Below are 23,029 nucleotides of genomic sequence, written 5' to 3' on the forward strand. Positions count from 1 at the left end.
AAATAAATCTTTTAAATTATGAGCGCTGTTACGCCAGCAAATATCTTTGTCTGCGGCTGTCGGGAGGCTATTCACGAAAATATATCCAGGCCAGAAACAGTATTTAATAATAAATAAACTGAAAAATAAAAACTGACAAAAATAGAAGTTCACTGATATATACCCAAAATAATTTGAGTTGCTTAAAGGCGGCAAGGGAGTGAGTCCCCAGGAGCATAGATAACTCTGTGACTGGGGTGAGCGACAAATCTGCCGGGAGCAGATTTGAACGTCGCGTGCGACGGCCCGTCAGGGCGAGGCCCATGATGGGCCGAGTAATCCGTAGTCAACACATAAGCCACTTGAAGTATGAAGGGTATATAACGGGAAAGAAGTCATATCGGCCTGGTAAACCAACGTCTGTGACTTAGTTGCAGGAAAAGGCTATGGAGAGGGGATGCGGCAGTTATCGGGCAGTAACGGCATTGTTCAGTGAGTATCCAGGAAACAAAAAAAGAAGGGAGCGGTACTCCCTTCGTAAACATGTCAGAATACGACATTTTGGTACTCTTTTATTTATTATCTGGCCGTAAAAGTTATGCTGTTGGCAGGTATCTCCAGTCAACATAAAAAAATACCACCAGCTAAAAATGTGATGCAAACCACCATTAAGCAGGTAACCAAACTGACTGTGCCACTAAATCCGGAAAAGAGTTTGAATCCGGGGATAACATCTGATGCAGAAATTAGCACCAGTCTTCGATTCGGATACCCGGAATGCGTTCAAACTCGCGGAGATTGTTTGTGACGACGACCAGTCCGCGGCTACGGGCATGGCCAGCAATCATCTGGTCATAAGGCCCGACAGGTGTTCCCTTGCGGGCCAGTTCGGCACGGATTTGACCGGTATGTATCGCCAGCCTGAAGGGGCATGTTGGCTTTGACGATCAGGCAAAAAACAACTGCGAATAAAGTCGTATGATGATCTTCACATTTATCATCATCAGCGTTCATATTACTCAACCTGTAATCAACCTCTGGCGTTTTTCTGTATCCATCACAACCATTTCCGGTAAAGGTAAAAAAGGGATTTGAACCTTTCCGGAGATGATAATGAAGGTAAATACATGGACAATTTTGCTTATGTCGGCGCATCTGACGGCCTGTACCGTCCCTGGCACAGAAAAATATCAGACCAGCATGGACAGCGTTACGGCAGAAAAAGTAAGCCGGATTATCCAGTCGGATGTCATTCCTTATAAAGGCGAAAACCATGGAGAAGTTATCAGCCGCGTATCGTCTGCTTTTCTCGGAACACCTTATCAGGCAAATACGCTCATCGGTGGGCCCGGCACACCCGAAGTCCTTGTAGCGAATTTCAACGGCGTGGACTGCTTTACCCTGGCTGATTACGTTGAGGCCCTGGCCCGCAGCGATAATCAGAAATCGTTTCTGCATAATCTTGCCAGGACTCGCTACGCCGCGGGCAAAGTTGCTTATCTCAGCCGCCGGCACTTCTTCTCTGACTGGTTCGCCGCAGCACCGCGTAATGCACGGGATGTAACGCCGGATATCAGCCCTGATTATGTCGTTGTTGACAAGCAGCTTAACCATAAACCTGATGGCAGCGAGTACATTCCTGGTCTGGGCATCCATCCTCGTAAAATAAATTACATTCCCGGAAGAGCCATCAACCAGCAGGTCATGAACCACCTAAAAAACGGGGATTATATCGGTGTCTACTCCCCGCTTGACGGGCTGGACGTTTCACATGTGGGTATCGTAGTTCGTCATGATGAACAGGTGTGGTTCAGGAACGCCTCCTCATTGGCCGCAAACAGAAAAGTGGTGGATACACCGTTTATGGAATACATGCATTCCAGACCGGGCATCGTTGTGCTGCGGGCTGAATGATAAAGTCATTACCGGAGTCGCCAGCGGATAATAGCCGTCCGACATAGGCATTGAAACCCTGTGTACTGTGGGGCAGTACAGGAAAAATGGCTGTAAATTTGTGGATTTAGTAGATATTTGTCTGGAGCGGGCGAAGGGAATCGAACCCTCGTATAGAGCTTGGGAAGCTCTCGTTCTACCATTGAACTACGCCCGCTTTGAGATGCGTAAGGCATTATAAACCTTACGCTCTGGTTGGCAAGAGACTTACTGGCTGACTGGCGATTAATTCACCGTCAGCACTTCGGTTTACTCCCCTGCGGCGGCAGATAACGCAGCGGATCGATGGCCGTCGCCCGGTAGCGAATCTGGAAGTGCAGTCTTACGGATGCGGCATCCGTGCTGCCCATCGTAGCGATTTTTTGCCCCGCTTTAACGCTTTGTCCATTATTAACCAGCATGGTGTCATTATGAGCGTAAGCCGTAATGTAATCTTCATTGTGCTTAATCATGATGAGATTGCCGTAACCGCGCAGCTGGTTCCCGACATAGACAACTTTACCCGCTCCCGCCGCATAAACAGGCGTTCCGCGCGCGCCCGCAATATCGATCCCCTTATTTCCGCCCTCCGCGGTGGAATAAGGTAAAATCACTTTACCGTTGGCAGGCCATACCCAACAGCGCTGCCCCACCGGCGGCCAGGAGGATTTTGGCACCGAAGATGACGGTCTGACCGCGGCAGTTTTTGTTGCTGTTTTATTGCTGGTTTTGCGTGTTGAACTGCTACTCTTTGCACTGCCGCGCACTTTAATTCGCTGCCCCACCTCAATAGTATAAGGCGGAGAAATGCCATTCAGTCGGGCCAGTTCTTTCACGCTGGTTCCCGTGGCGCGCGATATACGATACAACGTATCGCCGCGCTTAACGGTATAGACGGAGCCGGAATACGTTCCTGAGCCGGAATTACTGGAACACCCCGCCAGCAGCAGCCCTGTGCATAACAGCACCGCAATACCCAGGCTATTTTTGTTCAGGCGTCCTGCGCTCAAAACCATTCCTCACTCTATTGACAGACGCCTTATGATAGCAGCCAAATGCCGTATGCCCAATCCATTGACGCCGGAAAGGGTCCGCGCGGATGATGATGCCGCGAATATCCGATATGCCAGCATAATATCGACTCACGGCGCAATGGCGCTCGTCTGCGTTCTGTCAGGGCCTGTTTTGGTAATGCCTTTCTTTCTGTTATGCGCTACGCTGATCGTCTGAGTATATGGCCTGGCCATGCTGCTGGGTCATTTTAATTTTCAGGAGCTTTCATGACTGAGGAACATGTCGTTTTATTGGATGAGCAGGATAAGCCTTCCGGCACACTGGAAAAGTATGCGGCTCATACGCTTAATACGCCTTTGCATCTGGCTTTCTCCTGCTGGCTATTTAACGAAGATGGTCAGTTGCTGGTAACACGACGGTCGCTGAGCAAAAAAGCCTGGCCAGGCGTGTGGACGAATTCGGTTTGCGGTCATCCGCAACAAGGCGAAACCACCGAAGAGGCGATCATCCGCCGTTGTCGGTTCGAACTCGGCGTGGAAATTACCGATCTCACCCCCGTCTATCCGCACTTCAGCTATCGGGCGACAGATCCAAACGGTATTGTGGAAAATGAAGTCTGTCCGGTATTTGCCGCGCGGGCAACCAGTGTGTTGCAGGTTAACAGCGAAGAGGTGATGGACTATCAGTGGAGCGAATTTAAAAGCGTATGGAAAAGCCTTCTCGCTACGCCGTGGGCATTTAGCCCGTGGATGGTCATGCAAGCGTCAGACGAACAAGCGCGTGAACGACTGCTCAATTACTGCCAGCGTTAAAGATTGCCTGATGGCGCTACGTCTGAACGAAGAGATGCCGGATGGCGGCTAATGCCCCATCCGGCAATTTACATCTTATTTCACCGGACGCATCGCCGGGAACAGAATAACGTCGCGAATCGTGTGGCTGTTAGTAAACAGCATCACCATACGGTCGATGCCAATTCCCAGACCCGCTGTCGGCGGTAAACCGTGTTCCAGCGCCGTCACGTAGTCTTCGTCGTAGAACATGGCTTCGTCATCGCCCGCCGCTTTTGCATTAACCTGATCCAGGAAACGCTGCGCCTGGTCTTCCGCATCGTTCAACTCGCTAAAGCCATTACCGATTTCACGACCGCCGATAAAGAACTCGAAGCGGTCAGTGATTTCCGGGTTCACATCATTACGACGCGCCAGCGGAGACACTTCAGCCGGATATTCAGTGATGAAGGTCGGCTGAATCAGATGCGCTTCAGCGACTTCGTCAAAGATCTCAGTGACGATACGGCCCAGCCCCCAGCTCTTCTCGACGTGAATGCCGATGCTTTCAGCAATCGCCTTCGCGGAGTCGAAGTTGTCCAGATCAGCCATATCCGTTTCCGGACGATATTTCTTGATCGCTTCACGCATGGTCAGTTTTTCGAACGGCTTACCGAAGTCAAACACTTCATCACCGTACGGAACCTGGGTGGTGCCCAGAACATCCTGCGCCAGCGTACGGAACAGAGACTCCGTCAGTTCGATCAGGTCTTTGTAGTCCGCATACGCCATATAGAGTTCCATCATGGTGAACTCAGGATTATGGCGCACGGAGATGCCTTCGTTACGGAAGTTACGGTTAATTTCGAATACGCGTTCGAAGCCGCCAACCACCAGACGCTTGAGGTACAGTTCCGGCGCGATACGCAGGTACATGTCCAGATCCAGCGCGTTGTGATGGGTGATAAACGGACGGGCAGACGCGCCGCCTGGGATCACCTGCATCATCGGCGTTTCGACTTCCATAAAGCCGCGAGCAACCATAAACTGGCGAATACCGGCCAGGATCTTCGAACGGGTTTTGAAGGTGTTACGGGATTCATCGTTAGAGATGAGATCCAGATAACGCTGGCGATAGCGCGCTTCCTGGTCCTGCAGGCCGTGGAATTTATCCGGCAACGGACGCAGCGCTTTCGTCAGCAGGCGCAGTTCGGTGCAGTGGATAGACAGCTCGCCGGTTTTGGTTTTGAACAGCTTACCTTTCGCGCCGAGGATATCGCCAAGATCCCACTTCTTGAACTGCTCGTTGTAAACGCCTTCCGGCAGATCATCGCGCGCCACATACAGCTGAATGCGGCCGCCTACGTCTTGCAGGGTAACAAAAGAGGCTTTACCCATAATACGGCGAGTCATCATACGGCCCGCGACGGACACTTCAATATTCAGCGCTTCCAGTTCTTCAGCTTCTTTCGCGTCAAACTCTGCGTGCAGTTGGTCTGAGGTACGGTCACGACGGAAATCGTTCGGGAACGGGATACCCTGCTCACGCAGTGCAGCCAGCTTCTCGCGACGTGCCTTCATTTCATTGTTAAGATCGACTACCTCGTCAGCGCCCTGTGCGTTTTGTTCAGACATGTTGATTCCTCATAGCCCTGCTTTCAAACTTGCTTCGATAAATTGATCCAGACTACCGTCCAGTACCGCCTGTGTATTGCGGGTTTCCACCCCAGTACGCAGGTCTTTAATGCGGGAATCGTCCAGGACATAGGAACGAATCTGGCTTCCCCAGCCGATATCGGACTTAGTGTCTTCCATCGCCTGTTTTTCAGCGTTCTTTTTCTGCATCTCCAGTTCATAAAGCTTCGCTTTCATCTGCTTCATGGCCTGGTCTTTGTTTTTGTGCTGCGAACGGTCGTTCTGGCACTGCGTCACAATCCCGGTGGGAATATGGGTGATACGCACTGCGGATTCAGTACGGTTAACGTGCTGACCGCCTGCGCCAGACGCGCGATAGACGTCGATACGCAGATCCGCCGGGTTAATGTCGATATCGATATCGTCGTCCACTTCCGGGTACACAAACGCGGAGCTAAACGAGGTATGACGGCGACCGCCGGAGTCAAACGGGCTTTTACGCACCAGACGATGTACGCCGGTTTCAGTGCGCAGCCAGCCATAGGCATATTCGCCGGAGATTTTGATAGTCGCGGACTTAATGCCGGCGACTTCCCCTTCCGACTCTTCAATGACTTCCGTCTTGAAGCCGCGCGCTTCCGCCCAACGCAGATACATACGCAGCAACATGCTGGCCCAGTCCTGCGCTTCAGTACCACCAGAACCGGCCTGAATATCGAGATAGCAATCGGCGCTATCGTACTCGCCGGAGAACATCCGGCGGAATTCCAACTGCGCCAGTTTCTCTTCCAGCGTATTCAGCTCCGCGACGGCTTCGTTAAACGTCTCTTCGTCGTCAGCTTCTACCGCCAGTTCCAGCAGCCCGGAAACGTCGTCCAGCCCCTGAGTCATTTGATCAAGCGTATCGACGATCGCTTCGAGCGATGAACGCTCTTTTCCCAGCGCCTGCGCGCGCTCAGGTTCGTTCCAGACATCCGGCTGTTCCAGCTCGGCGTTTACTTCTTCCAGACGCTCTTTCTTAGCATCGTAGTCAAAGATACCCCCTAAGAACGTTGGTGCGTTCCGTGAGGTCCTGAATGCGGTTATTCACCGGGTTAATTTCAAACATGGTCTGATTTCTTTTATTTGACTTGTCAAAATGCGGTTATAAGGGCGAAATATTAGCGGATTTCGCCCCTTAATTACAGCGAAAGTGTTGTTAAATCGCCCCGATCATAGCGGCCAAATATCATCGATAATAATCTGTAAACTACGGTTGCCGCGAAACTCGTTAATGTCCAGTTTATAAGCCAGTTCTACCTCCCGCACGCCGTTATCCGGCCAACAGGTCGTATCAATATTAAATGCGATGCCATCCAACAGCGGGCCGCCGCCGACGGGCTCCACCATCACCTTGAGGTGGCGCTCGCCCACCAGACGCTGTTGTAGCAGACGGAAACGACCATCGAATAACGGTTCCGGGAACATTTGCCCCCACGGTCCGGCATCCCGCAACAGTTGCGCCACTTCCATAGACATCTCCGCCGCGCTTAATGGACCATCGGAGATCACTTCGCCTTGCAACAGGGCAGGATCGAGCCATTCCGTTACCAGCTCGCCAAAACGTTGCTGAAACTGCTCGAATTTATGCTCTTCCAGCGACAATCCCGCCGCCATCGCATGACCGCCGAACTTGATCATCAGATCAGGGTAAAGCGTATCCAGCCTTTCCAGCGCATCGCGCATATGCAACCCCTGAATCGAACGGCCTGAGCCTTTTAGCGTGCCGTCGCCCGCAGGCGCAAAGGCGATCACCGGGCGGTGAAAACGCTCTTTAATGCGCGACGCCAGAATTCCGACCACGCCCTGATGCCATTCAGGATGATACATCGCCAGACCGCCCGGAAGCGTTTCACTACTGCGCTCAAGCTTTTCGCACAGGATAAGCGCTTCCGCCTGCATCCCCTGCTCTATTTCTTTGCGCGTCTGGTTAAGCGCATCCAGCTCGCTGGCCAGAACACGCGCTTCGCCGAGGTTGTCGCACAACAGTAACGCCACGCCAACGGACATATCATCCAGCCTGCCGGCGGCATTCAGGCGAGGCCCCAACGCGAAGCCTAAATCACTGGCGGCAAGCTGCTGCGGATCGCGATTCGATATCTCCAGCAACGCTTTAATTCCCGGACGGCATTTCCCGGCACGAATACGACTTAGCCCTTGCCAGGTCAGAATACGGTTGTTAGCGTCCAGCGGCACAACGTCTGCTACCGTTCCCAACGCCACTAAATCCAGCAGCTCCGCCAGATTCGGCGGCGCGATGTTGCGCTCGTCGAACCATCCTTTGTCGCGCAAAAATGTTCGCAACGCCAGCATCAGGTAAAACGCCACGCCGACGCCCGCCAGCGACTTAGACGGGAATTCGCAGTCGCGCAGATTAGGATTAATAATCGCTTCGGCATCCGGCAACGTGTCGCCTGGCAGGTGGTGATCGGTCACGATCACCGGAATCCCCAACGTCTTTGCATGCGCTACGCCGGCGTGGGATGAAATGCCGTTGTCTACGGTGACGATAAGCTGCGCGCCGCGCGCCTTCGCCTGATCGACCACTTCCGGGCTTAAACCGTAGCCATCTTCAAAGCGATTAGGCACCAGATAACTGATGTTGTCACATCCCAACGCACGCATTCCCAATACGCTTAGCGCAGTACTGGTCGCGCCGTCGGCGTCAAAATCGCCAACAACAATAATGCGGGTACCTTCGCGAAAGGCGTTGTAGAGGATCTCCACCGCGTTATCTATGCCGCTAAGCTGTTGCCAGGGCAGCATTCCTTTCACGCTGCGCTCCAGTTCGCGGGCGCTACGAACGCCCCGGCTGGCATATAAACGTCGTAGTAATGGAGGAAGATCGGCGGGGAGTTCCGCTGTCTCATCAGCCTCACGCCGACGAAGTTGTCTCTGTTGTTTCACGCGTATTATTTACCACTGGTCTGTTTTTGATGCTCATCAAGAAACGCTTTCATCTCTTTCGGTCCCTGATAGCCAGGCACCACATAGCCGTTACTCAATACAATGGCTGGCGTACCGCTAACGCCCAACTGCACGCCCAACGCATAATGATCAGCAATGTTCACGTCACAGCTTGCCGGTTTCACGCCCTTACCTGCCATGGCGTCATCAAACGCTTTGTTTTTGTCTTTGGCGCACCAGATAGATTTCATATCCTGCTCCGCCTGGCTTTCCAGCCCCTGGCGCGGGAAGGCCAGATAACGTACCGTGATCCCCAACGCGTTATAATCTTTCATCTCTTCATGTAGCTTATGACAATAGCCGCAGGTGATATCGGTAAAAACAGTAATGACATGTTTCTCATCCGGCGCTTTATAGACGATCATCTCTTTTTCCAGCGCATTTAGCTGGCTCATCAGCAGTTTGTTCGTCACGTTTACCGGATGCGCGCCGCTCACGTCATACATCGGCCCTTGAATAATATGTTTGCCGTCGTCAGTGACGTACAGTACGCCGCTGTGAGTGAGGACGGTTTTCATTCCTGCCACTGGCGAGGCCTGAATTTCCGTACTCTGAACGCCCAGCTTAGCCAGCGACTGACGGATAGCCGCATCATCCGCATGGGCCACGCCTGAAAACGCCGCCGCCAGTAAAGTGAACATCATAAAACGCTTTTTCATAAACTATCCTTTCCTGTCAGCACTCATGCCCGCGGATGGTGCTGTTGATGAAGTTGACGCAAACGCTCCGTTGCGACATGCGTATAAATTTGTGTCGTCGAAAGATCGCTATGCCCAAGTAGCATTTGTACAACGCGCAAGTCGGCGCCGTGATTCAGCAAATGCGTGGCGAAAGCGTGACGTAAAACATGCGGCGATAGTTTTTCGCTATCGATTCCAGCCAGTACCGCATAATGTTTAATACGGTGCCAGAAGGTCTGCCGCGTCATCTGCTGCGCACGCTGGCTGGGGAACAATACGTCAATCGATACGCCATTGAGTAACCAGGGACGCCCATGCTCCAGATACGTTTCCAGCCAATATACCGCCTCTTCGCCTAACGGCACCAACCGCTCTTTATTGCCTTTACCGATAACCCGCACCACGCCCTGCCGCAGACTGATATCGCTCATTGTCAGCCCCACCAGTTCCGACACGCGCAAACCGGTGGCATACAGCACTTCCAACATAGCTTTATCGCGCAACTCCAAAGGTTGATCAATAAGCGGCGCCTGCAAGAGCCGTTCAACCTGTGCCTCGCTAAGGTCTTTCGGTAAACGCTGCGGAAGCTTAGGCGAGGCCAACTGCGCGCTCGGATCATCCTCACGATACTTTTCACGGTACAGATGCTGGAAAAAGCGCCGCATAGCGCTTAACAGGCGTGCGGAACTGGTCGCTTTGTATCCGCCCTCCACCCGTTCAGCCAGCAGCGTTTGTAAATCATCAGCCTGCGCCGTCGCAAGCGTTTTTCCGCGATGATGCAACCACGCAACGACCATCGATAAATCGCGACGATACGCGCTTAATGTATTTTCCGCCAGATTTCGTTCCAGCCACAGGGCATCCAGAAACTGCTCAATACGCGCTAAATCCTGTTCCATTCGCGCTCCCCACTTCACGCTGACTTTGGGTGCATTATGCCTCATTGTGCCGTGAATGCAGCGATTCTGTTACACTACCCGCAACGCTATAGCAGAATCGAGATGTAACGTAATGAACATGGGTCTTTTTTACGGTTCCAGCACGTGCTACACCGAGATGGCCGCAGAGAAAATTCGCGATATCCTCGGCCCGGAGCTGGTGACATTACATAACCTTAAGGATGACGCCCCCGCCTTAATGGAGCAGTACGACGTGCTCATTTTAGGCATTCCCACCTGGGATTTTGGCGAAATTCAGGAGGACTGGGAAGCCGTCTGGGAGCAACTGGACGATCTCAATCTGGAAGGCAAAATCGTTGCGCTTTACGGTATGGGCGACCAGCTCGGCTACGGTGAGTGGTTCCTGGATGCGCTGGGTATGTTGCATGACAAACTTGCCCTCAAAGGCGTTAAATTTGTCGGCTACTGGCCCACAGAAGGCTACGAATTTACCAGCAATAAACCGGTCATTGCGGATGGGCAACTGTTTGTCGGCCTGGCGCTGGATGAAACGAACCAGTACGATCTCAGCGATGAGCGTATACAGACCTGGTGTGAACAAATTCTCGGCGAAATGGCCGAACACTACGCCTGAAACCTTACTCGCTGTATTTCCCTCTCGACGGAACCGCGTTTACGCCGTTCCGTCAGTGTTGGCGCGATATCGGCTGCTGTAACAGTATCCGACGCAACTCACGCCATTCCGCTTCTTCCATGCTATCCGCCGCCAGCCATAAATGCTGATGACGTCCAGACTCTGCGCGTAAACGCAACACCATCCCGCTCTTCAGTAACCAGGGCGGACGCAAGAGCGTCCAGTCCTGCCCCTGCCAGCGTAAGCGCCCGTCCATGAGTAGCTTGATCTCTCCCTGGCAGGTATTAATCCTGCGCTGGCTACGTACACAGTCAAACACGACCAGCGACAGTAGTATCATCCATAACGGGGTATAACTCAGCGGCCAGGGCATCAATAAAATCACCGCGGCAACCAGCCCATGAATGAGCAATGAGATCCACTGAGCGCGCCATGAGACGCGTAAATCAGATTGCCACAGGACCACGTTCCCGATTCCGTGTCTGAATGAGTCGGACCATCTGTTCCAGTTCAGCGTCAGCCGGTTTACCGTGATTCATTAACCAGTTAAATAAATCCGGGTCATCACTCTGCAACAAACGGACAAAAATACGCTTTTCTTCATCACTTAAACTATCGTACTCATGTTCAAAAAACGGCATGATGGAAATATCAAGTTCGCGCATACCGCGACGACATGCCCAGTGAATACGTGCTTTATTGTGAATATCCATGTTCTTCCTGCCTCGCGAAAATGAAGTACCGGGCTATTGTAACGTGTTTTTGGCGTTGTTTTACGGGAATCTCAGTAATCTGGAACGCGATCGCGAAATAAAAGGCTGGGAATCAATACGTTCATCCGTTTTGGATACCGCCTCGCAAAACGATCAATCCGCTCTCAATGGGCTATTTAAAGCACTTGCAATGACCGATGGCTCTTTTACCATTAACCATTATTGTTGCAGCTAACCAGGACATTATTTATGGCTTTTATCTCCTTTCCGCCACGTCATCCTTCATCGTCAGCCCGCCTGCCGCTGACGCTGATCGCGCTTGACGACTGGGCGCTGTCGTCCATCACCGGCGTAGACAGTGAAAAGTATATTCAGGGCCAGGTCACCGCTGACGTAAGCCAGATGACTGAACAGCAACACCTTCTCGCCGCCCACTGCGATGCTAAAGGTAAGATGTGGAGCACTCTGCGCCTGTTCCGTGAGCGCGACGGTTTCGCCTGGATTGAACGCCGTAGCGTGCGTGAAGCGCAATTAACGGAGCTGAAAAAGTACGCCGTATTTTCCAAAGTGGTCATCGCGCCAGATGACGAACGCGTATTGCTTGGCGTGGCAGGTTTTCAGGCCCGCGCGGCGCTGGCTAATGTCTTTAGCGAACTGCCCAATAGTGAAAATCAGGTGGTCAGAGACGGCGCCTCCACGCTGCTATGGTTTGAACATCCTGCGGAACGATTCCTGCTTGTCACTGATGTCGCGACGGCCAACATGTTAACGGAGAAGTTGCATGGCGAAGCCGAACTGAATAACAGTCAACAGTGGCTGGCATTGGATATTGAAGCAGGCATTCCGGTGATTGACGCGGCGAACAGCGGTCAGTTTATCCCCCAGGCGACTAACCTACAGGCGCTGGGCGGCATCAGCTTCAAGAAAGGCTGCTACACCGGGCAAGAGATGGTCGCACGGGCAAAATTCCGCGGCGCCAATAAACGCGCGCTTTGGTTGCTGGCGGGCAAAGCCAGCCGGGTACCGGAAGCAGGAGAAGATCTGGAGCTACAGATGGGCGAGAACTGGCGTCGTACCGGCGCTATTCTGGCGGCGACGCAGTTGGACGATGGTCAGTTACTGGTTCAGGCCGTCATGAATAACGATTTAGAAGCCGAAAGCGTCTTCCGCGTTCGCGACGATGCCAACACCCTGCATATCGTCCCGCTGCCCTACTCGCTGGAAGAGTGATATCACGTTAAAAGCCGGATAGCCTGATAGCGCAACGCCATCAGGCTCGCACGTGCTATTCTCGTAGGCCGGATAAGGTGCGACAGCGCCGCCATCCGGCACGGGCATCCGGGAATTATGCCTGTCCCACATACAAATAGATGGCCAGGAAGTGGCACACGCTGCCACCCAGCACAAAGCCATGCCAGATGGCGTGGTTATAAGGTATGCGTTTGCAAACATAGAAAATTACGCCCAGCGAGTAAACGACGCCACCTACCGCCAGCAGCGTCACGCCGCCTATCGCCAGCTTAATCGCCAACTGATAAACCACTATCAGCGACAGCCAGCCCATTGCCAGATACGTAACCAGTGAAAGCACTTTAAATCGGTGCGCAATCGTCAACTTGAAGAGGATACCGAATAGCGCCAGGCTCCAGATCACAATCATTAGTCCGCGCGCCAGCGGCGAATCCAGACCTACCAGCAGAAATGGCGTATAGGTTCCGGCAATGAGCAGATAGATAGCGCAGTGATCAAATTTCTTTAACCAGATTTTTGCCCGCTGATGAGGAATGGCATGATAAAGCGTTGAAGCAAGAAAAAGCAGGATCATGCTCCCGCCATATAAACTGTAGCTGGCGATAGCCGTCATACCCGCATTCGCCTCTACCGCCTGAACCAACAACAGCACCAGGCCGACAATACCAAATACCAATCCAATGCCGTGGCTAATACTGTTGGCGATTTCCTCAGCCAGCGAATATCCCTGCGTCATTAATGGTTTTTGCACCATAACTTACTCCGGAGAAACGTTCATAACGATGAACTGCGCCTCTAGCGTAACTGAGAATGGTTCCAGTGAACACATGTTAGCTAAAATAAATTCGCAAAATTAAATTTTCTTTCTTATTCAAGAAGTTAATTACAAAAACTCAACTAACACGCGTTCATATTTATCAAAGACATTTAAAATCAATCACATAAAATTGCGTCTGGTTGGGATAGATTTCAGCAATGACCCGTTTCAGCTCATCAAGCGACATATTTTCCTGTTGCGCATGTTTTTCGTTCAGCGTATCCAGCGTCACAGTTGACGTTCCTGTCACTTCGATTGTGCAAAAATAGCCATCATCTTCGAACCGTCCCACGCGTAGCACATCGCCTGCTTTAAAGTGGGACTCGGAGGCATCACGAATAGTGATGGTTTTACGCCCTGCCAGAATGTCATTCTGGAAACGTTGAAAGAAAGTAATGTCGTTTGGCTGCATGTGGTTATCCCCCTGAATATGGCCTCTTGAAGTGAATGCTACGATCTGAATATGTTCCTGCCCCGACACGCGAGCATCCTGGAATTTTGCGTACGCTTTACATGTCATTTGGTGCAGAATGAATGATAACAGACTAAATAAATTGAGATTATGCAACAATGAGAAAACTCACCTTGCCAAAAGATTTTTTATGGGGCGGCGCGGTTGCTGCACACCAGGTTGAAGGCGGCTGGAATAAAGGCGGTAAAGGCCCCAGCATCTGCGATGTGCTAACCGGCGGCGCACACGGCGTGCCACGCGAAATTACCCAGAATGTCGTTGCTGGCAAATACTATCCGAACCACGAGGCGGTGGATTTTTACGGACATTACAAAGAAGACATCCGTCTTTTCGCCGAAATGGGGTTCAAATGCTTCCGTACCTCTATTGCCTGGACGCGTATCTTCCCGAATGGCGACGAATCCCAGCCAAACGAGGCCGGTCTGAAATTCTACGACGACATGTTTGATGAATTGCTCAAATACAACATCGAACCGGTCATCACCCTTTCCCACTTTGAAATGCCGTTACATCTGGTCCAGCACTACGGCGGCTGGACCAATCGTAAAGTCGTTGATTTCTTTGTCCGTTTTGCTGAAGTCGTGTTTGAACGCTACAAGCATAAGGTCAAATACTGGATGACCTTCAACGAAATTAACAACCAGCGAAACTGGCGCGCGCCGCTGTTTGGCTACTGCTGTTCCGGCGTGGTGTATACCGAGCATGAGAATCCAGAAGAAACCATGTATCAGGTCTTACATCATCAGTTTGTCGCCAGCGCCCTGGCGGTGAAAGCGGCACGTCGTATTAATCCACAGATGAAAGTGGGCTGTATGCTGGCGATGGTCGCGCTGTATCCCTTCTCCTGCAAACCAGAAGATGTGATGTTTGCTCAGGAATCGATGCGTGAACGCTACGTCTTTACCGATGTACAGCTGCGCGGCTATTACCCGTCCTATGTGTTGAACGAGTGGGAGCGCCGCGGATTTAACATCAAAATAGAAGATGGCGATCTTGAAGTGCTGCGCGAAGGCACCTGCGATTATCTTGGTTTCAGTTATTACATGACCAACGCGGTCAAAGCCGAAGGCGGTAGCGGCGATGCGATTTCCGGTTTTGAAGGCAGCGTACCGAACCCCTATGTTAAAGCATCTGACTGGGGCTGGCAGATTGACCCGGTGGGCCTGCGTTATTCATTGTGTGAACTGTACGAACGCTATCAAAAGCCGCTGTTTATTGTCGAAAACGGTTTTGGTGCTTACGACAAAGTAGAAGAAGATGGCAGCATCAACGACGACTATCGCATTGACTACCTGCGCGCCCATATTGAAGAGATGAAAAAAGCGGTGACTTACGATGGTGTCGACCTGATGGGCTACACGCCGTGGGGCTGCATCGACTGCGTCTCGTTCACCACCGGTCAGTACAGCAAGCGCTACGGCTTCATCTACGTGAACAAGCACGATGACGGTACGGGCGATATGTCGCGTTCGCGTAAGAAAAGCTTCAACTGGTACAAAGAGGTGATTGCCAGCAACGGCGAGAAGCTTTAACTCCTGCACGTTACCCACCAGTCGGCGGGTAACACTTTGAACGAGTCTTACCAGGTCTTACCTATTTTAAATTCCCAGCGTACATCTTCCATTTTGGTTGGCGACTTCGCTTCCTGCATTACCGGGAAGAAGGCTCCGGCACCAAACCATAACTTCAGTGAATCGACAGCAATATTAAATGATGGACCAACAACCCATTCGGTAGTTCCAGAATGGTTATTAACTACGCTGCCATTAGACAGTTTTTTCGTTCCAGAGGCATTATTGCTGTAGGCACTTTCCAGACCAAGATCCAGCGGTAAATCGCTAAACATATACCGCACCTGGGTATTCCACTGGAATTCGTTACCTCGTTTCACGTCCTGGTTACCGCGCTCAAATGGTCCCTGATAGACAAAACCCATATCCCCTTTAATGTTAGGAGTAAATAATTTTGTTAAAGTGAGTGTTACTCTTCCTCCCCAGGCGCTATTCCCAGGCAAATGATTATCTCCATCTTGCCCGGTGGGTAGTAATACTGCCCCACCTACCGTAACCCAAAACGGATCACCTCTTCGCTGGCTCATTAAAGCATAATTGACCCCCACCGATTGGTCGCCCATTCCCTCTATGTGCTCAGGAGACAGATTGTCTCGTTTGTTATTGATATAGGAACCCACAGTTGATAATTCCAGTCTGTCGGTCAAACCGTAACGAATCTTCAATAACCATATCTGGGAGTAAACATCCGGACTTCCGTGCCCCTCGATTTGATGATCTTTATCGCGAAATGAGCTATTCACGGCGGTTAATAACTTTCCTTCCGGCAATACTGAACCACCAGAAATAGCGGTATTAACAGGTGCACCTAATAGATTACTGGGATTATTTTCTCCGTCAGCTGCCATTGCATTCATTAATATAAAATATGTCATTAATGGCAGAAATATAAATCGTTTCATTATTCCCTCCAGGTATAAAAAACAAAGCACTAAGTTAATAAATATTTACGTTATTTATGGTTATTTTTAATTTATAATTTAAATTAATAACTTGATGAATTTAATATACGGAAATTTTTGTAACTATATTGAGAGGTAAATAACGATTCCGGAGAGAAACTATTTGTAATCACATGTAAATACACCGTGTTATTTTGATTAAATAACAGCAAGGTAAAAATGATGCACAATGAATCATTAGACTCTAAAAAACCGGTAATTTAATTCTGGCTAATACACTGATACAAACGCCAGGTTACCTGACAGGAGCCAACGATTTACTGTAATATATTGAATTAGTAACACTTTGTAGCCTGAATAAGGCACTCACACTGTATCCGACATAAACAAAGCGCACTTTATTAACAAGCTGAAAAGGCGCCGAAGCGCCTTTAGAAGACAGTCGAATCAGTAAATTACTGGTAGTCGCTAATCGGTACGCAGGAGCAGAACAGGTTACGGTCGCCATAAACATCATCCAGACGTTTCACCGTCGGCCAGTATTTGTCTGCCACGCCTGCCGGGAATACGGCAACTTCACGGCTGTACGGATGCGCCCACTCGGCGACCAGTTCGTTCTGAATGTGCGGCGCGTTCACCAGCGGGTTATCTTCCAGCGGCCAGACACCGGCTTTCACCTGGTCAATCTCTGCGCGGATAGCCAGCATCGCATCGATAAAGCGATCCAGCTCGGCCTTACCTTCAGATTCCGTCGGCTCTACCATCAGCGTGCCCGCCACCGGGAACGACATGGTTGGCGCATGGAAACCGTAGTCGATCAGACGCTTGGCAATATCCAGCTCGCTGATGCCGGTTTCTTCTTTCAATGGGCGAATATCAAGAATACATTCGTGCGCCACACGGCCATCGCGACCGGTATACAGTACCGGGTACGCGTCTTTCAGACGGCTGGCAATGTAGTTAGCGTTAAGAATCGCGACCTGGCTTGCCTGCTTCAGGCCTTCTGCGCCCATCATGCGGATGTACATCCAGCTGATTGGCAGGATAGAGGCACTACCGAACGGCGCGGCAGACACCGCACCCTGACGGGTGAGCATCCCTTCGATTTGCACCACGCTATGACCAGGTACAAACGGTGCCAGATGCGCTTTCACGCCGATCGGTCCCATGCCTGGGCCGCCGCCGCCGTGCGGAATGCAAAAAGTTTTATGCAGGTTAAGATGCGAAACGTCCGCGCCAATAAAGCCCGGTGAGGTGATGCCGACCTGGGCGTTCATGTTCGCGCCGTCAAGGTAAACCTGACCGCCGAACTGGTGCACAACTTCACACACTTCACGGATCGTTTCTTCATAGACGCCGTGGGTGGACGGATAGGTCACCATGATGCAAGAGAGGTTCGCAGCATGTTGTTCTGCTTTTGCTCGCAGATCGTCCAGGTCGATGTTGCCGTTCTTATCACACGCCACAACCACCACCTGCATTCCTGCCATATGTGCAGAAGCAGGGTTAGTGCCGTGAGCAGAGGCCGGAATCAGGCAGATATCGCGATGCCCTTCGTTGCGGCTTTCGTGATAGTGACGAATCGCCAGCAGCCCCGCGTATTCCCCCTGTGCGCCGGAGTTCGGCTGCATACAGACGGCGTCGTACCCGGTGAGTTTCACCAGCCAGTCAGAAAGCTGGCTAATCATCTGATGATATCCTTCGGCCTGTTCCGGCGGGCAGAACGGGTGCAGTTCAGCGAATTCCGGCCAGGTGATAGGAATCATCTCGGCGGCGGCGTTCAGCTTCATGGTGCAGGAACCCAGCGGGATCATCGCCTGATTCAGCGCCAGATCTTTACGCTCCAGCGAGTGCATGTAGCGCATCATCTCGGTTTCGCTGTGGTAACGGTTAAATACCGGATGCGTCAGAATCGCATCGTCACGCAGCATACTTTGCTGAATGGAACGGCTATCAAGCGCCACGTCTTTATCCAGTGTTTCAATGTTCAGACCGTGGCTGTCGCCCAGCAAAACATTGAACAACTGCGCCACATTCTCACGGGTGGTGGTTTCATCGAGCGTAATACCAACCGCGTTATGAATATCGCTGCGCAGATTGATCTCCGCCGCTTCCGCACGCGCCAGTACCGCAGCTTTATCAGCCACTTCCACACACAGCGTGTCAAAGTAATGCGCATGACGCAGCTTTAAGCCTTTCTGCTGCAGACCTGCCGCCAGAATATCGGTCAGGCGGTGGATACGATTAGCGATGCGCTTCAGACCGACCGGACCATGATAAACGGCATACAGACTGGCGATGTTAGCCAGCAGTACCTGCGAGGTACAAATATTGGAGTTCGCTTTCTCACGACGGATATGCTGCTCGCGAGTCTGCATCGCCATGCGCAGTGCGGTATTGCCCGCCGCATCTTTTGAGACGCCGATAATACGGCCTGGCATGGAGCGTTTAAATTCGTCTTTGGCGGCAAAGAACGCCGCGTGCGGGCCACCGTACCCCATCGGTACGCCGAAGCGTTGCGCAGAGCCGAAAACAATGTCCGCGCCCTGTTTGCCCGGAGCCATCAGCAGCACCAGCGCCATAAAATCGGCGGCGACGCTGACCACAACTTTACGGGATTTCAGCTCAGTAATCAGTGCGCTGTAGTCGTGAATTTCGCCCGTGGTGCCTACCTGTTGTAACAGCACGCCAAACACATCCTGGTGATCCAGTGCTTTCGCCGCGTCATCAACAATGACGTCAAAGCCAAAGGTTTCGGCGCGAGTACGCACGACGTCCAGAGTTTGCGGATGGACATCAGAGGCGACAAAGAACCGGTTGGCATTTTTCAGTTTGCTGACGCGCTTTGCCATCGCCATCGCTTCAGCGGCGGCGGTCGCTTCATCCAGCAGCGAGGCGGAAGCCATGTCCAGTCCGGTCAGATCCAGCGTCACCTGTTGGAAGTTGAGCAGCGCTTCCAGACGCCCCTGAGAGACTTCCGGCTGATAAGGGGTGTAGGCAGTATACCAGCCTGGATTTTCCAGCATGTTGCGCAGGATAACCGGCGGTAGCTGTACTGCGGTGTAGCCCATGCCAATGTAGGACGTGAAGCGCTTGTTACGCCCGGCGATGGCTTTTAATTCCGCCAGTGCGGCATATTCGGTTGCCGCCTCGCCAACCTGCGGCGGAGTCGCGAGCTGAATGTCTTTCGGCACAATCTGACCTGTCAGCGCGTTTAACGACTCGGCGCCAACCGCATTCAGCATCTCTTGCTGCTGCGCGGCGTCCGGTCCGATGTGGCGTTCAATGAAAGCGCCGCGGTTTTCAAGCTGGCTTAACGTCTGTGTCATGGGCGATGGTTCCTGAAACGTGCAGTGAATCGTGATTGTCTCTAACTCAATTGCCCGGTGGCGCTGACGCTTACCGGGCCTACGCGTGCGAAAACGAATACGCAAAATCATTCGCGTTGCAGTGAGTAGGCCGGATAAGCATTAGCGCCATCCGGCACAACATTATTCGTCTTCTAACAATGCCTCGTACGCGGTGGCATCCAGCAGCGATTCAAGTTCGCTTTCATCGCTGGCTTTGATTTTAAAGATCCAGCCACCGGCATACGGTTCGCTGTTCACCAGCTCCGGGGAGTCGCTCAGCGCATCGTTTACCGCCACGATCTCGCCGCTTACCGGCGCATAAATGTCGGACGCCGCTTTTACGGACTCCGCCACGGCGCAGTCGTCGCCCGCGCTTACGGTCGCGCCGACTTCCGGCAGATCAACAAAAACCATATCGCCCAACAGCTCCTGAGCGTGTTCAGTAATGCCAACGGTGTAAGTGCCATCCGCTTCTTTACGCAGCCATTCGTGTTCTTTGCTGTATTTCAGTTCTGCGGGTACGTTGCTCATCAATTAATCTCCAAAAAAGGATGAATCACGCGACGGCTTTGCCGTTACGCACAAAAACAGGTTTAGTCACTTTTACCGGCATTTCACGGTTACGAATTTGTACAATCGCCGTCTCGCCGATGCCCGCCGGAACGCGCGCCAGCGCAATGCTGTAGCCCAACGTTGGGGAAAACGTCCCGCTGGTGATAATGCCTTCTTGCTGATTGCCCTGCGCATCGGTAAAACGCACCGGCAGTTCATTACGCAATACGCCTTTCTCGGTCATCACCAGACCGACAAGCTGCTCATGGCCTTTTTCACGCTGCATCTCCAGCGCCTCACGGCCAATAAAGTCGCGGTCAGCAGGTTCCCAGGCGATAGTCCATCCCATATTAGCCGCCAGCGGAGAGATACCTTCATCCATCTCCTGACCGTACAGGTTCATGCCTGCTTCCAGACGCAGCGTGTCGCGCGCGCCAAGACCGCACGGCTTCACGCCCGCCTCCACCAGCGCACGCCAGAAATCCGCCGCTTTTTCATTCGGCATGGCGATTTCATAGCCCGCTTCGCCGGTATAACCGGTGGTGGCGATAAACAAATCATCCGCCTGTACGCCGAAGAACGGCTTCATACCTTCTACTGCATGGCGCTGTTGGTCAGTAAACAGAGTCGCCGCTTTTTCCTGCGCATTCGGCCCCTGTACCGCAATCAGCGACAGGTCGTCACGAACGGTGATGTCGATGGCATAAGGTTCAGCATGTTGGGTAATCCAGGAGAGGTCTTTTTCGCGGGTGGCGGAGTTAACAACGAGACGGAAGAAATCTTCAGTGAAGTAGTAGACGATAAGGTCATCAATCACGCCGCCCGATGCGTTAAGCATACCGGAGTAGAGGGCTTTACCCGTCTTCGTTAGCTTCGCGACGTCGTTTGCCAGCAGATAACGTAGAAACTCTCGTGTACGGCTACCATGAAGATCGACAATGGTCATATGCGATACATCAAACATCCCGGCATCGGTGCGCACAGCGTGGTGTTCATCAAGCTGAGAGCCGTAATGCAGGGGCATCATCCAGCCATGAAAATCGACCATGCGGGCGCCGCATAGCGTGTGTTGTTCGTACAAAGGCGTCTGTTGGGCCATCTTTTCCTCGTTGAATTAGCGGGGGCTAACAACCATTTTCATGGGAAATCTTCGCCACGAAACCTGGCATCGACGCCCTTTTTCCTGCGCCGACGCAAACGTTCTCTTGCTCCTGAACTTACCACCGAACCAGGCGCTAAACCATAAGGCTGAATTTACCATCACATTAGCTTATGACTAAAAAACGCTAAAATCCCATCAGCACAAAAAACCACTATTACGCTAAATACTCGTCATAAAAAGGAAGCTGATACGATTTACCACAACATAAATTAATATTAAATGCGGAAAAAATGTCGAAAATCGCGTTCGCCAAAAATAGTGGCATTAGAAAATATAATGCGAAATAAGCGGTGAAATTAGATTATTTCAAACGAGGAAAGCCCCCCGGCGCGATAGCCGGGAAAGCAAAGTGTGACGGGTTTCAAACTCTTGCTGGCGTGCAGTCAGACGCTTAACGAAGCCATTGCGGAAGGTCGTTTAGCCCCATTGCCTGGCGAAGCAGTTGGGGTTTGACGCCGGGGAGCGTATCCGCCAGTTTCAGTCCGATGTCGCGCAACAATTTTTTTGCCGGGTTTTCGCCGGCAAACAGGTCACGAAAACCTTGCATCCCGGCAAGCATCATCGCCGCGCTATGTTTACGGCTACGCTCATAACGACGAAGATAAAGATGTTGACCAATGTCTTTGCCCTGACGCTGAAGCCGGCGCAGATCGTCCACCAGTTCGGCCGCGTCCATAAAGCCGAGGTTGACGCCTTGCCCTGCCAGCGGATGGATGGTGTGCGCGGCATCGCCGACCAACGCCAGACGATGCGCGGCAAACTGGCGAGCATAGCGGCCCGTCAGCGGAAAAACCTGCCGTTCGCTTTCCAGGCGGCATAAGCCCAGCCGATTATCGAAGGCGATAGTCAACGCCTGGTTAAACGCCTCGTCGCCGCTCTGTTGCATACGCTCCGCATCCTGCGGAGAAAGCGACCAGACAATGGAACACAGATGCGGATCGCTTAACGGCAAAAACGCCAGAATACCTTCACCATGAAACACCTGGCGAGCAACCGCGCCGTGCGGCTCTTCGGTGCGGATAGTCGCTACCAGCGCATGGTGACGGTAGTCCCAGAAAGTTAAGGGAATATCCGCTTTGTTACGCAGCCAGGAGTTGGCGCCATCCGCGGCAATCACCAGACGCGCGGTTAACATCGCGCCGTCTTTTAAAGTCAGGAAGGCGTCGTTTTCCCCCCAGGCGACCTGCTGTAATTCCGCTGGCGCCATTAAGGTGATATCCGCCGCTTGCTGCGCTTTTTGCCACAGTGCATAGTGAATGACGCTGTTTTCAACAATATGCCCCAGATGGCTATATCCCATGCTTGCGTCATCAAACGTAATACGGCCAAAGCTGTCTTTATCCCAGACTTCCATACCGTGGTAGCAACTTGCCCGTCGCGCCACAATGTTTGACCATACGCCAAGACGGGTAAGCAGTTTTTCGCTGGCGGCATTAATCGCCGACACCCGAAGCTGAGGCGGCGCATCGTTCGCCAACGGCTGGGGGACTACGTGATCCAGTACCGCAACGCGCAAACCGCTCCCCTGCAAGCCGCAGGCAACAGCCAGTCCCACCATGCCTCCGCCAACTATTGCTACATCAACACTTTGCACTATTTACTCCTGGAAACCGGAACAATCAAAACCGTAGGCCGGATAAGGCGAAGCTGCCATCCGGCATTTTTACGAACACGATGCCGGATGGCGGCA

At 52.1% G+C, this 23,029-nt stretch carries 20 protein-coding genes, 1 tRNA gene and 1 pseudogene; 5 read left to right on the plus strand and 17 right to left on the minus strand.

The window, feature by feature from the left end; all coding sequences use genetic code 11:
* Nucleotides 1–725 precede the first annotated feature (725 nt).
* A pseudogene (gene vapC, locus J4614_RS14200) lies at nt 726–896 on the minus strand (tRNA(fMet)-specific endonuclease VapC); the annotation flags it as partial.
* 190 nt (nt 897–1,086) lie between these two features.
* On the opposite strand from vapC, the gene J4614_RS14205 reads away from it, so the two are divergent.
* Nucleotides 1,087–1,893 carry a DUF1460 domain-containing protein gene (locus J4614_RS14205; RefSeq protein WP_077905450.1) on the plus strand — a complete coding sequence of 269 codons (807 nt, stop codon included), beginning with the start codon at nt 1,087–1,089 and terminating at the stop codon, nt 1,891–1,893.
* A 122-nt stretch (nt 1,894–2,015) separates the two neighbouring features.
* On the opposite strand, the gene J4614_RS14210 is transcribed toward J4614_RS14205, so the two are convergent.
* Together J4614_RS14210 and actS are read right to left on the minus strand one after the other, a co-directional pair.
* Nucleotides 2,016–2,089, minus strand: a tRNA-Gly gene (locus J4614_RS14210).
* A 79-nt stretch (nt 2,090–2,168) separates the two neighbouring features.
* Nucleotides 2,169–2,927 (minus strand): amidase activator ActS, encoded by a 759-nt coding sequence (actS, locus tag J4614_RS14215; protein ID WP_000244328.1) that lies wholly within the window; start codon nt 2,925–2,927, stop codon nt 2,169–2,171.
* Between the two features lie 264 nt (nt 2,928–3,191).
* Here actS and idi point away from each other — a divergent pair, with 264 nt between their 5' ends.
* Entirely contained in the window at nt 3,192–3,737 is a 546-nt protein-coding gene (idi, locus tag J4614_RS14220; RefSeq protein ID WP_000133994.1) for an isopentenyl-diphosphate Delta-isomerase, read from the plus strand.
* Nucleotides 3,738–3,812: 75 nt separating this feature from the next.
* On the opposite strand, the gene lysS is transcribed toward idi, so the two are convergent.
* The 5 genes from lysS to xerD all read right to left on the minus strand — a co-directional run bounded on the left by lysS (nt 3,813) and on the right by xerD (nt 9,915).
* Nucleotides 3,813–5,330: a lysine--tRNA ligase gene (gene lysS / locus J4614_RS14225; RefSeq protein WP_000003339.1), complete on the minus strand. Its 1,518-nt coding sequence runs from the start codon at nt 5,328–5,330 to the stop codon at nt 3,813–3,815.
* 9 nt (nt 5,331–5,339) lie between these two features.
* Nucleotides 5,340–6,438, minus strand: a protein-coding gene (prfB, locus tag J4614_RS14230; RefSeq protein WP_010989230.1) for a peptide chain release factor 2 whose coding sequence is annotated in 2 segments (ribosomal slippage) — nt 5,340–6,362 and nt 6,364–6,438 — 1,098 coding nt in all. Because the reading frame shifts where the segments join, the coding sequence is not laid out codon by codon here.
* Between the two features lie 104 nt (nt 6,439–6,542).
* Complete coding sequence (recJ, locus tag J4614_RS14235) at nt 6,543–8,276, minus strand: single-stranded-DNA-specific exonuclease RecJ (protein ID WP_000813394.1); 1,734 nt, start codon at nt 8,274–8,276, stop codon at nt 6,543–6,545.
* Between the two features lie 5 nt (nt 8,277–8,281).
* Nucleotides 8,282–8,995, minus strand: coding sequence for a bifunctional protein-disulfide isomerase/oxidoreductase DsbC (gene dsbC / locus J4614_RS14240; protein ID WP_000745614.1), 714 nt, complete (start codon nt 8,993–8,995; stop codon nt 8,282–8,284).
* A 23-nt stretch (nt 8,996–9,018) separates the two neighbouring features.
* Complete coding sequence (gene xerD, locus J4614_RS14245) at nt 9,019–9,915, minus strand: site-specific tyrosine recombinase XerD (RefSeq protein ID WP_000434302.1); 897 nt, start codon at nt 9,913–9,915, stop codon at nt 9,019–9,021.
* A gap of 112 nt (nt 9,916–10,027) precedes the next feature.
* Between xerD and fldB the strand changes: the two genes are divergently transcribed.
* On the plus strand, nt 10,028–10,549 hold the full coding sequence (fldB, locus tag J4614_RS14250) for a flavodoxin FldB (RefSeq protein WP_001055885.1): 522 nt from the start codon (nt 10,028–10,030) through the stop codon (nt 10,547–10,549).
* Nucleotides 10,550–10,601: 52 nt separating this feature from the next.
* Here the strand turns inward: fldB and J4614_RS14255 are convergent, their stop codons facing one another.
* Both J4614_RS14255 and sdhE read right to left on the minus strand, forming a co-directional pair.
* Complete coding sequence (locus tag J4614_RS14255; protein ID WP_000244757.1) at nt 10,602–11,015, minus strand: protein YgfX; 414 nt, start codon at nt 11,013–11,015, stop codon at nt 10,602–10,604.
* Nucleotides 10,996–11,262 carry an FAD assembly factor SdhE gene (gene sdhE / locus J4614_RS14260; protein ID WP_000351186.1) on the minus strand — a complete coding sequence of 89 codons (267 nt, stop codon included), beginning with the start codon at nt 11,260–11,262 and terminating at the stop codon, nt 10,996–10,998. The genes J4614_RS14255 and sdhE overlap by 20 nt, the downstream gene beginning before the upstream one ends.
* Nucleotides 11,263–11,511: 249 nt before the next feature.
* Between sdhE and ygfZ the strand changes: the two genes are divergently transcribed.
* The gene (gene ygfZ / locus J4614_RS14265; protein ID WP_000874170.1) at nt 11,512–12,492 is read left to right on the plus strand and encodes a tRNA-modifying protein YgfZ; all 981 of its coding nucleotides are present in this window, start codon (nt 11,512–11,514) and stop codon (nt 12,490–12,492) included.
* Nucleotides 12,493–12,607: 115 nt separating this feature from the next.
* Here ygfZ and J4614_RS14270 read toward each other — a convergent pair whose 3' ends face one another.
* Both J4614_RS14270 and yqfB read right to left on the minus strand, forming a co-directional pair.
* Complete coding sequence (locus J4614_RS14270) at nt 12,608–13,267, minus strand: hemolysin III family protein (protein WP_000250289.1); 660 nt, start codon at nt 13,265–13,267, stop codon at nt 12,608–12,610.
* A 163-nt stretch (nt 13,268–13,430) separates the two neighbouring features.
* Nucleotides 13,431–13,742: a N(4)-acetylcytidine aminohydrolase gene (gene yqfB, locus J4614_RS14275; RefSeq protein WP_001182976.1), complete on the minus strand. Its 312-nt coding sequence runs from the start codon at nt 13,740–13,742 to the stop codon at nt 13,431–13,433.
* A 158-nt stretch (nt 13,743–13,900) separates the two neighbouring features.
* Between yqfB and bglA the strand changes: the two genes are divergently transcribed.
* On the plus strand, nt 13,901–15,334 hold the full coding sequence (gene bglA, locus J4614_RS14280; protein WP_001230152.1) for a 6-phospho-beta-glucosidase BglA: 1,434 nt from the start codon (nt 13,901–13,903) through the stop codon (nt 15,332–15,334).
* Nucleotides 15,335–15,381: 47 nt separating this feature from the next.
* Here the strand turns inward: bglA and J4614_RS14285 are convergent, their stop codons facing one another.
* The 5 genes from J4614_RS14285 to ubiI all read right to left on the minus strand — a co-directional run bounded on the left by J4614_RS14285 (nt 15,382) and on the right by ubiI (nt 22,933).
* Nucleotides 15,382–16,275: a transporter gene (locus J4614_RS14285; protein WP_001527943.1), complete on the minus strand. Its 894-nt coding sequence runs from the start codon at nt 16,273–16,275 to the stop codon at nt 15,382–15,384.
* A gap of 455 nt (nt 16,276–16,730) precedes the next feature.
* Entirely contained in the window at nt 16,731–19,604 is a 2,874-nt protein-coding gene (gene gcvP / locus J4614_RS14290) for an aminomethyl-transferring glycine dehydrogenase (RefSeq protein WP_031566498.1), read from the minus strand.
* 162 nt (nt 19,605–19,766) lie between these two features.
* Nucleotides 19,767–20,156 carry a glycine cleavage system protein GcvH gene (gene gcvH, locus J4614_RS14295; protein ID WP_001295377.1) on the minus strand — a complete coding sequence of 130 codons (390 nt, stop codon included), beginning with the start codon at nt 20,154–20,156 and terminating at the stop codon, nt 19,767–19,769.
* Nucleotides 20,157–20,181: 25 nt separating this feature from the next.
* Nucleotides 20,182–21,276: a glycine cleavage system aminomethyltransferase GcvT gene (gene gcvT, locus J4614_RS14300; protein WP_000068736.1), complete on the minus strand. Its 1,095-nt coding sequence runs from the start codon at nt 21,274–21,276 to the stop codon at nt 20,182–20,184.
* A 454-nt stretch (nt 21,277–21,730) separates the two neighbouring features.
* A complete protein-coding gene (gene ubiI, locus J4614_RS14305; RefSeq protein WP_001192144.1) occupies nt 21,731–22,933 on the minus strand; it encodes an FAD-dependent 2-octaprenylphenol hydroxylase in 1,203 nt (400 codons plus the stop codon).
* Nucleotides 22,934–23,029: the final 96 nt, after the last annotated feature.

Origin of the sequence: Salmonella sp. 32031103-2018-00083-FB-01-SM-01 (assembly GCF_017571995.1) — a bacterium.
Taxonomy (GTDB): Bacteria; Pseudomonadota; Gammaproteobacteria; order Enterobacterales; family Enterobacteriaceae; genus Salmonella; species Salmonella enterica.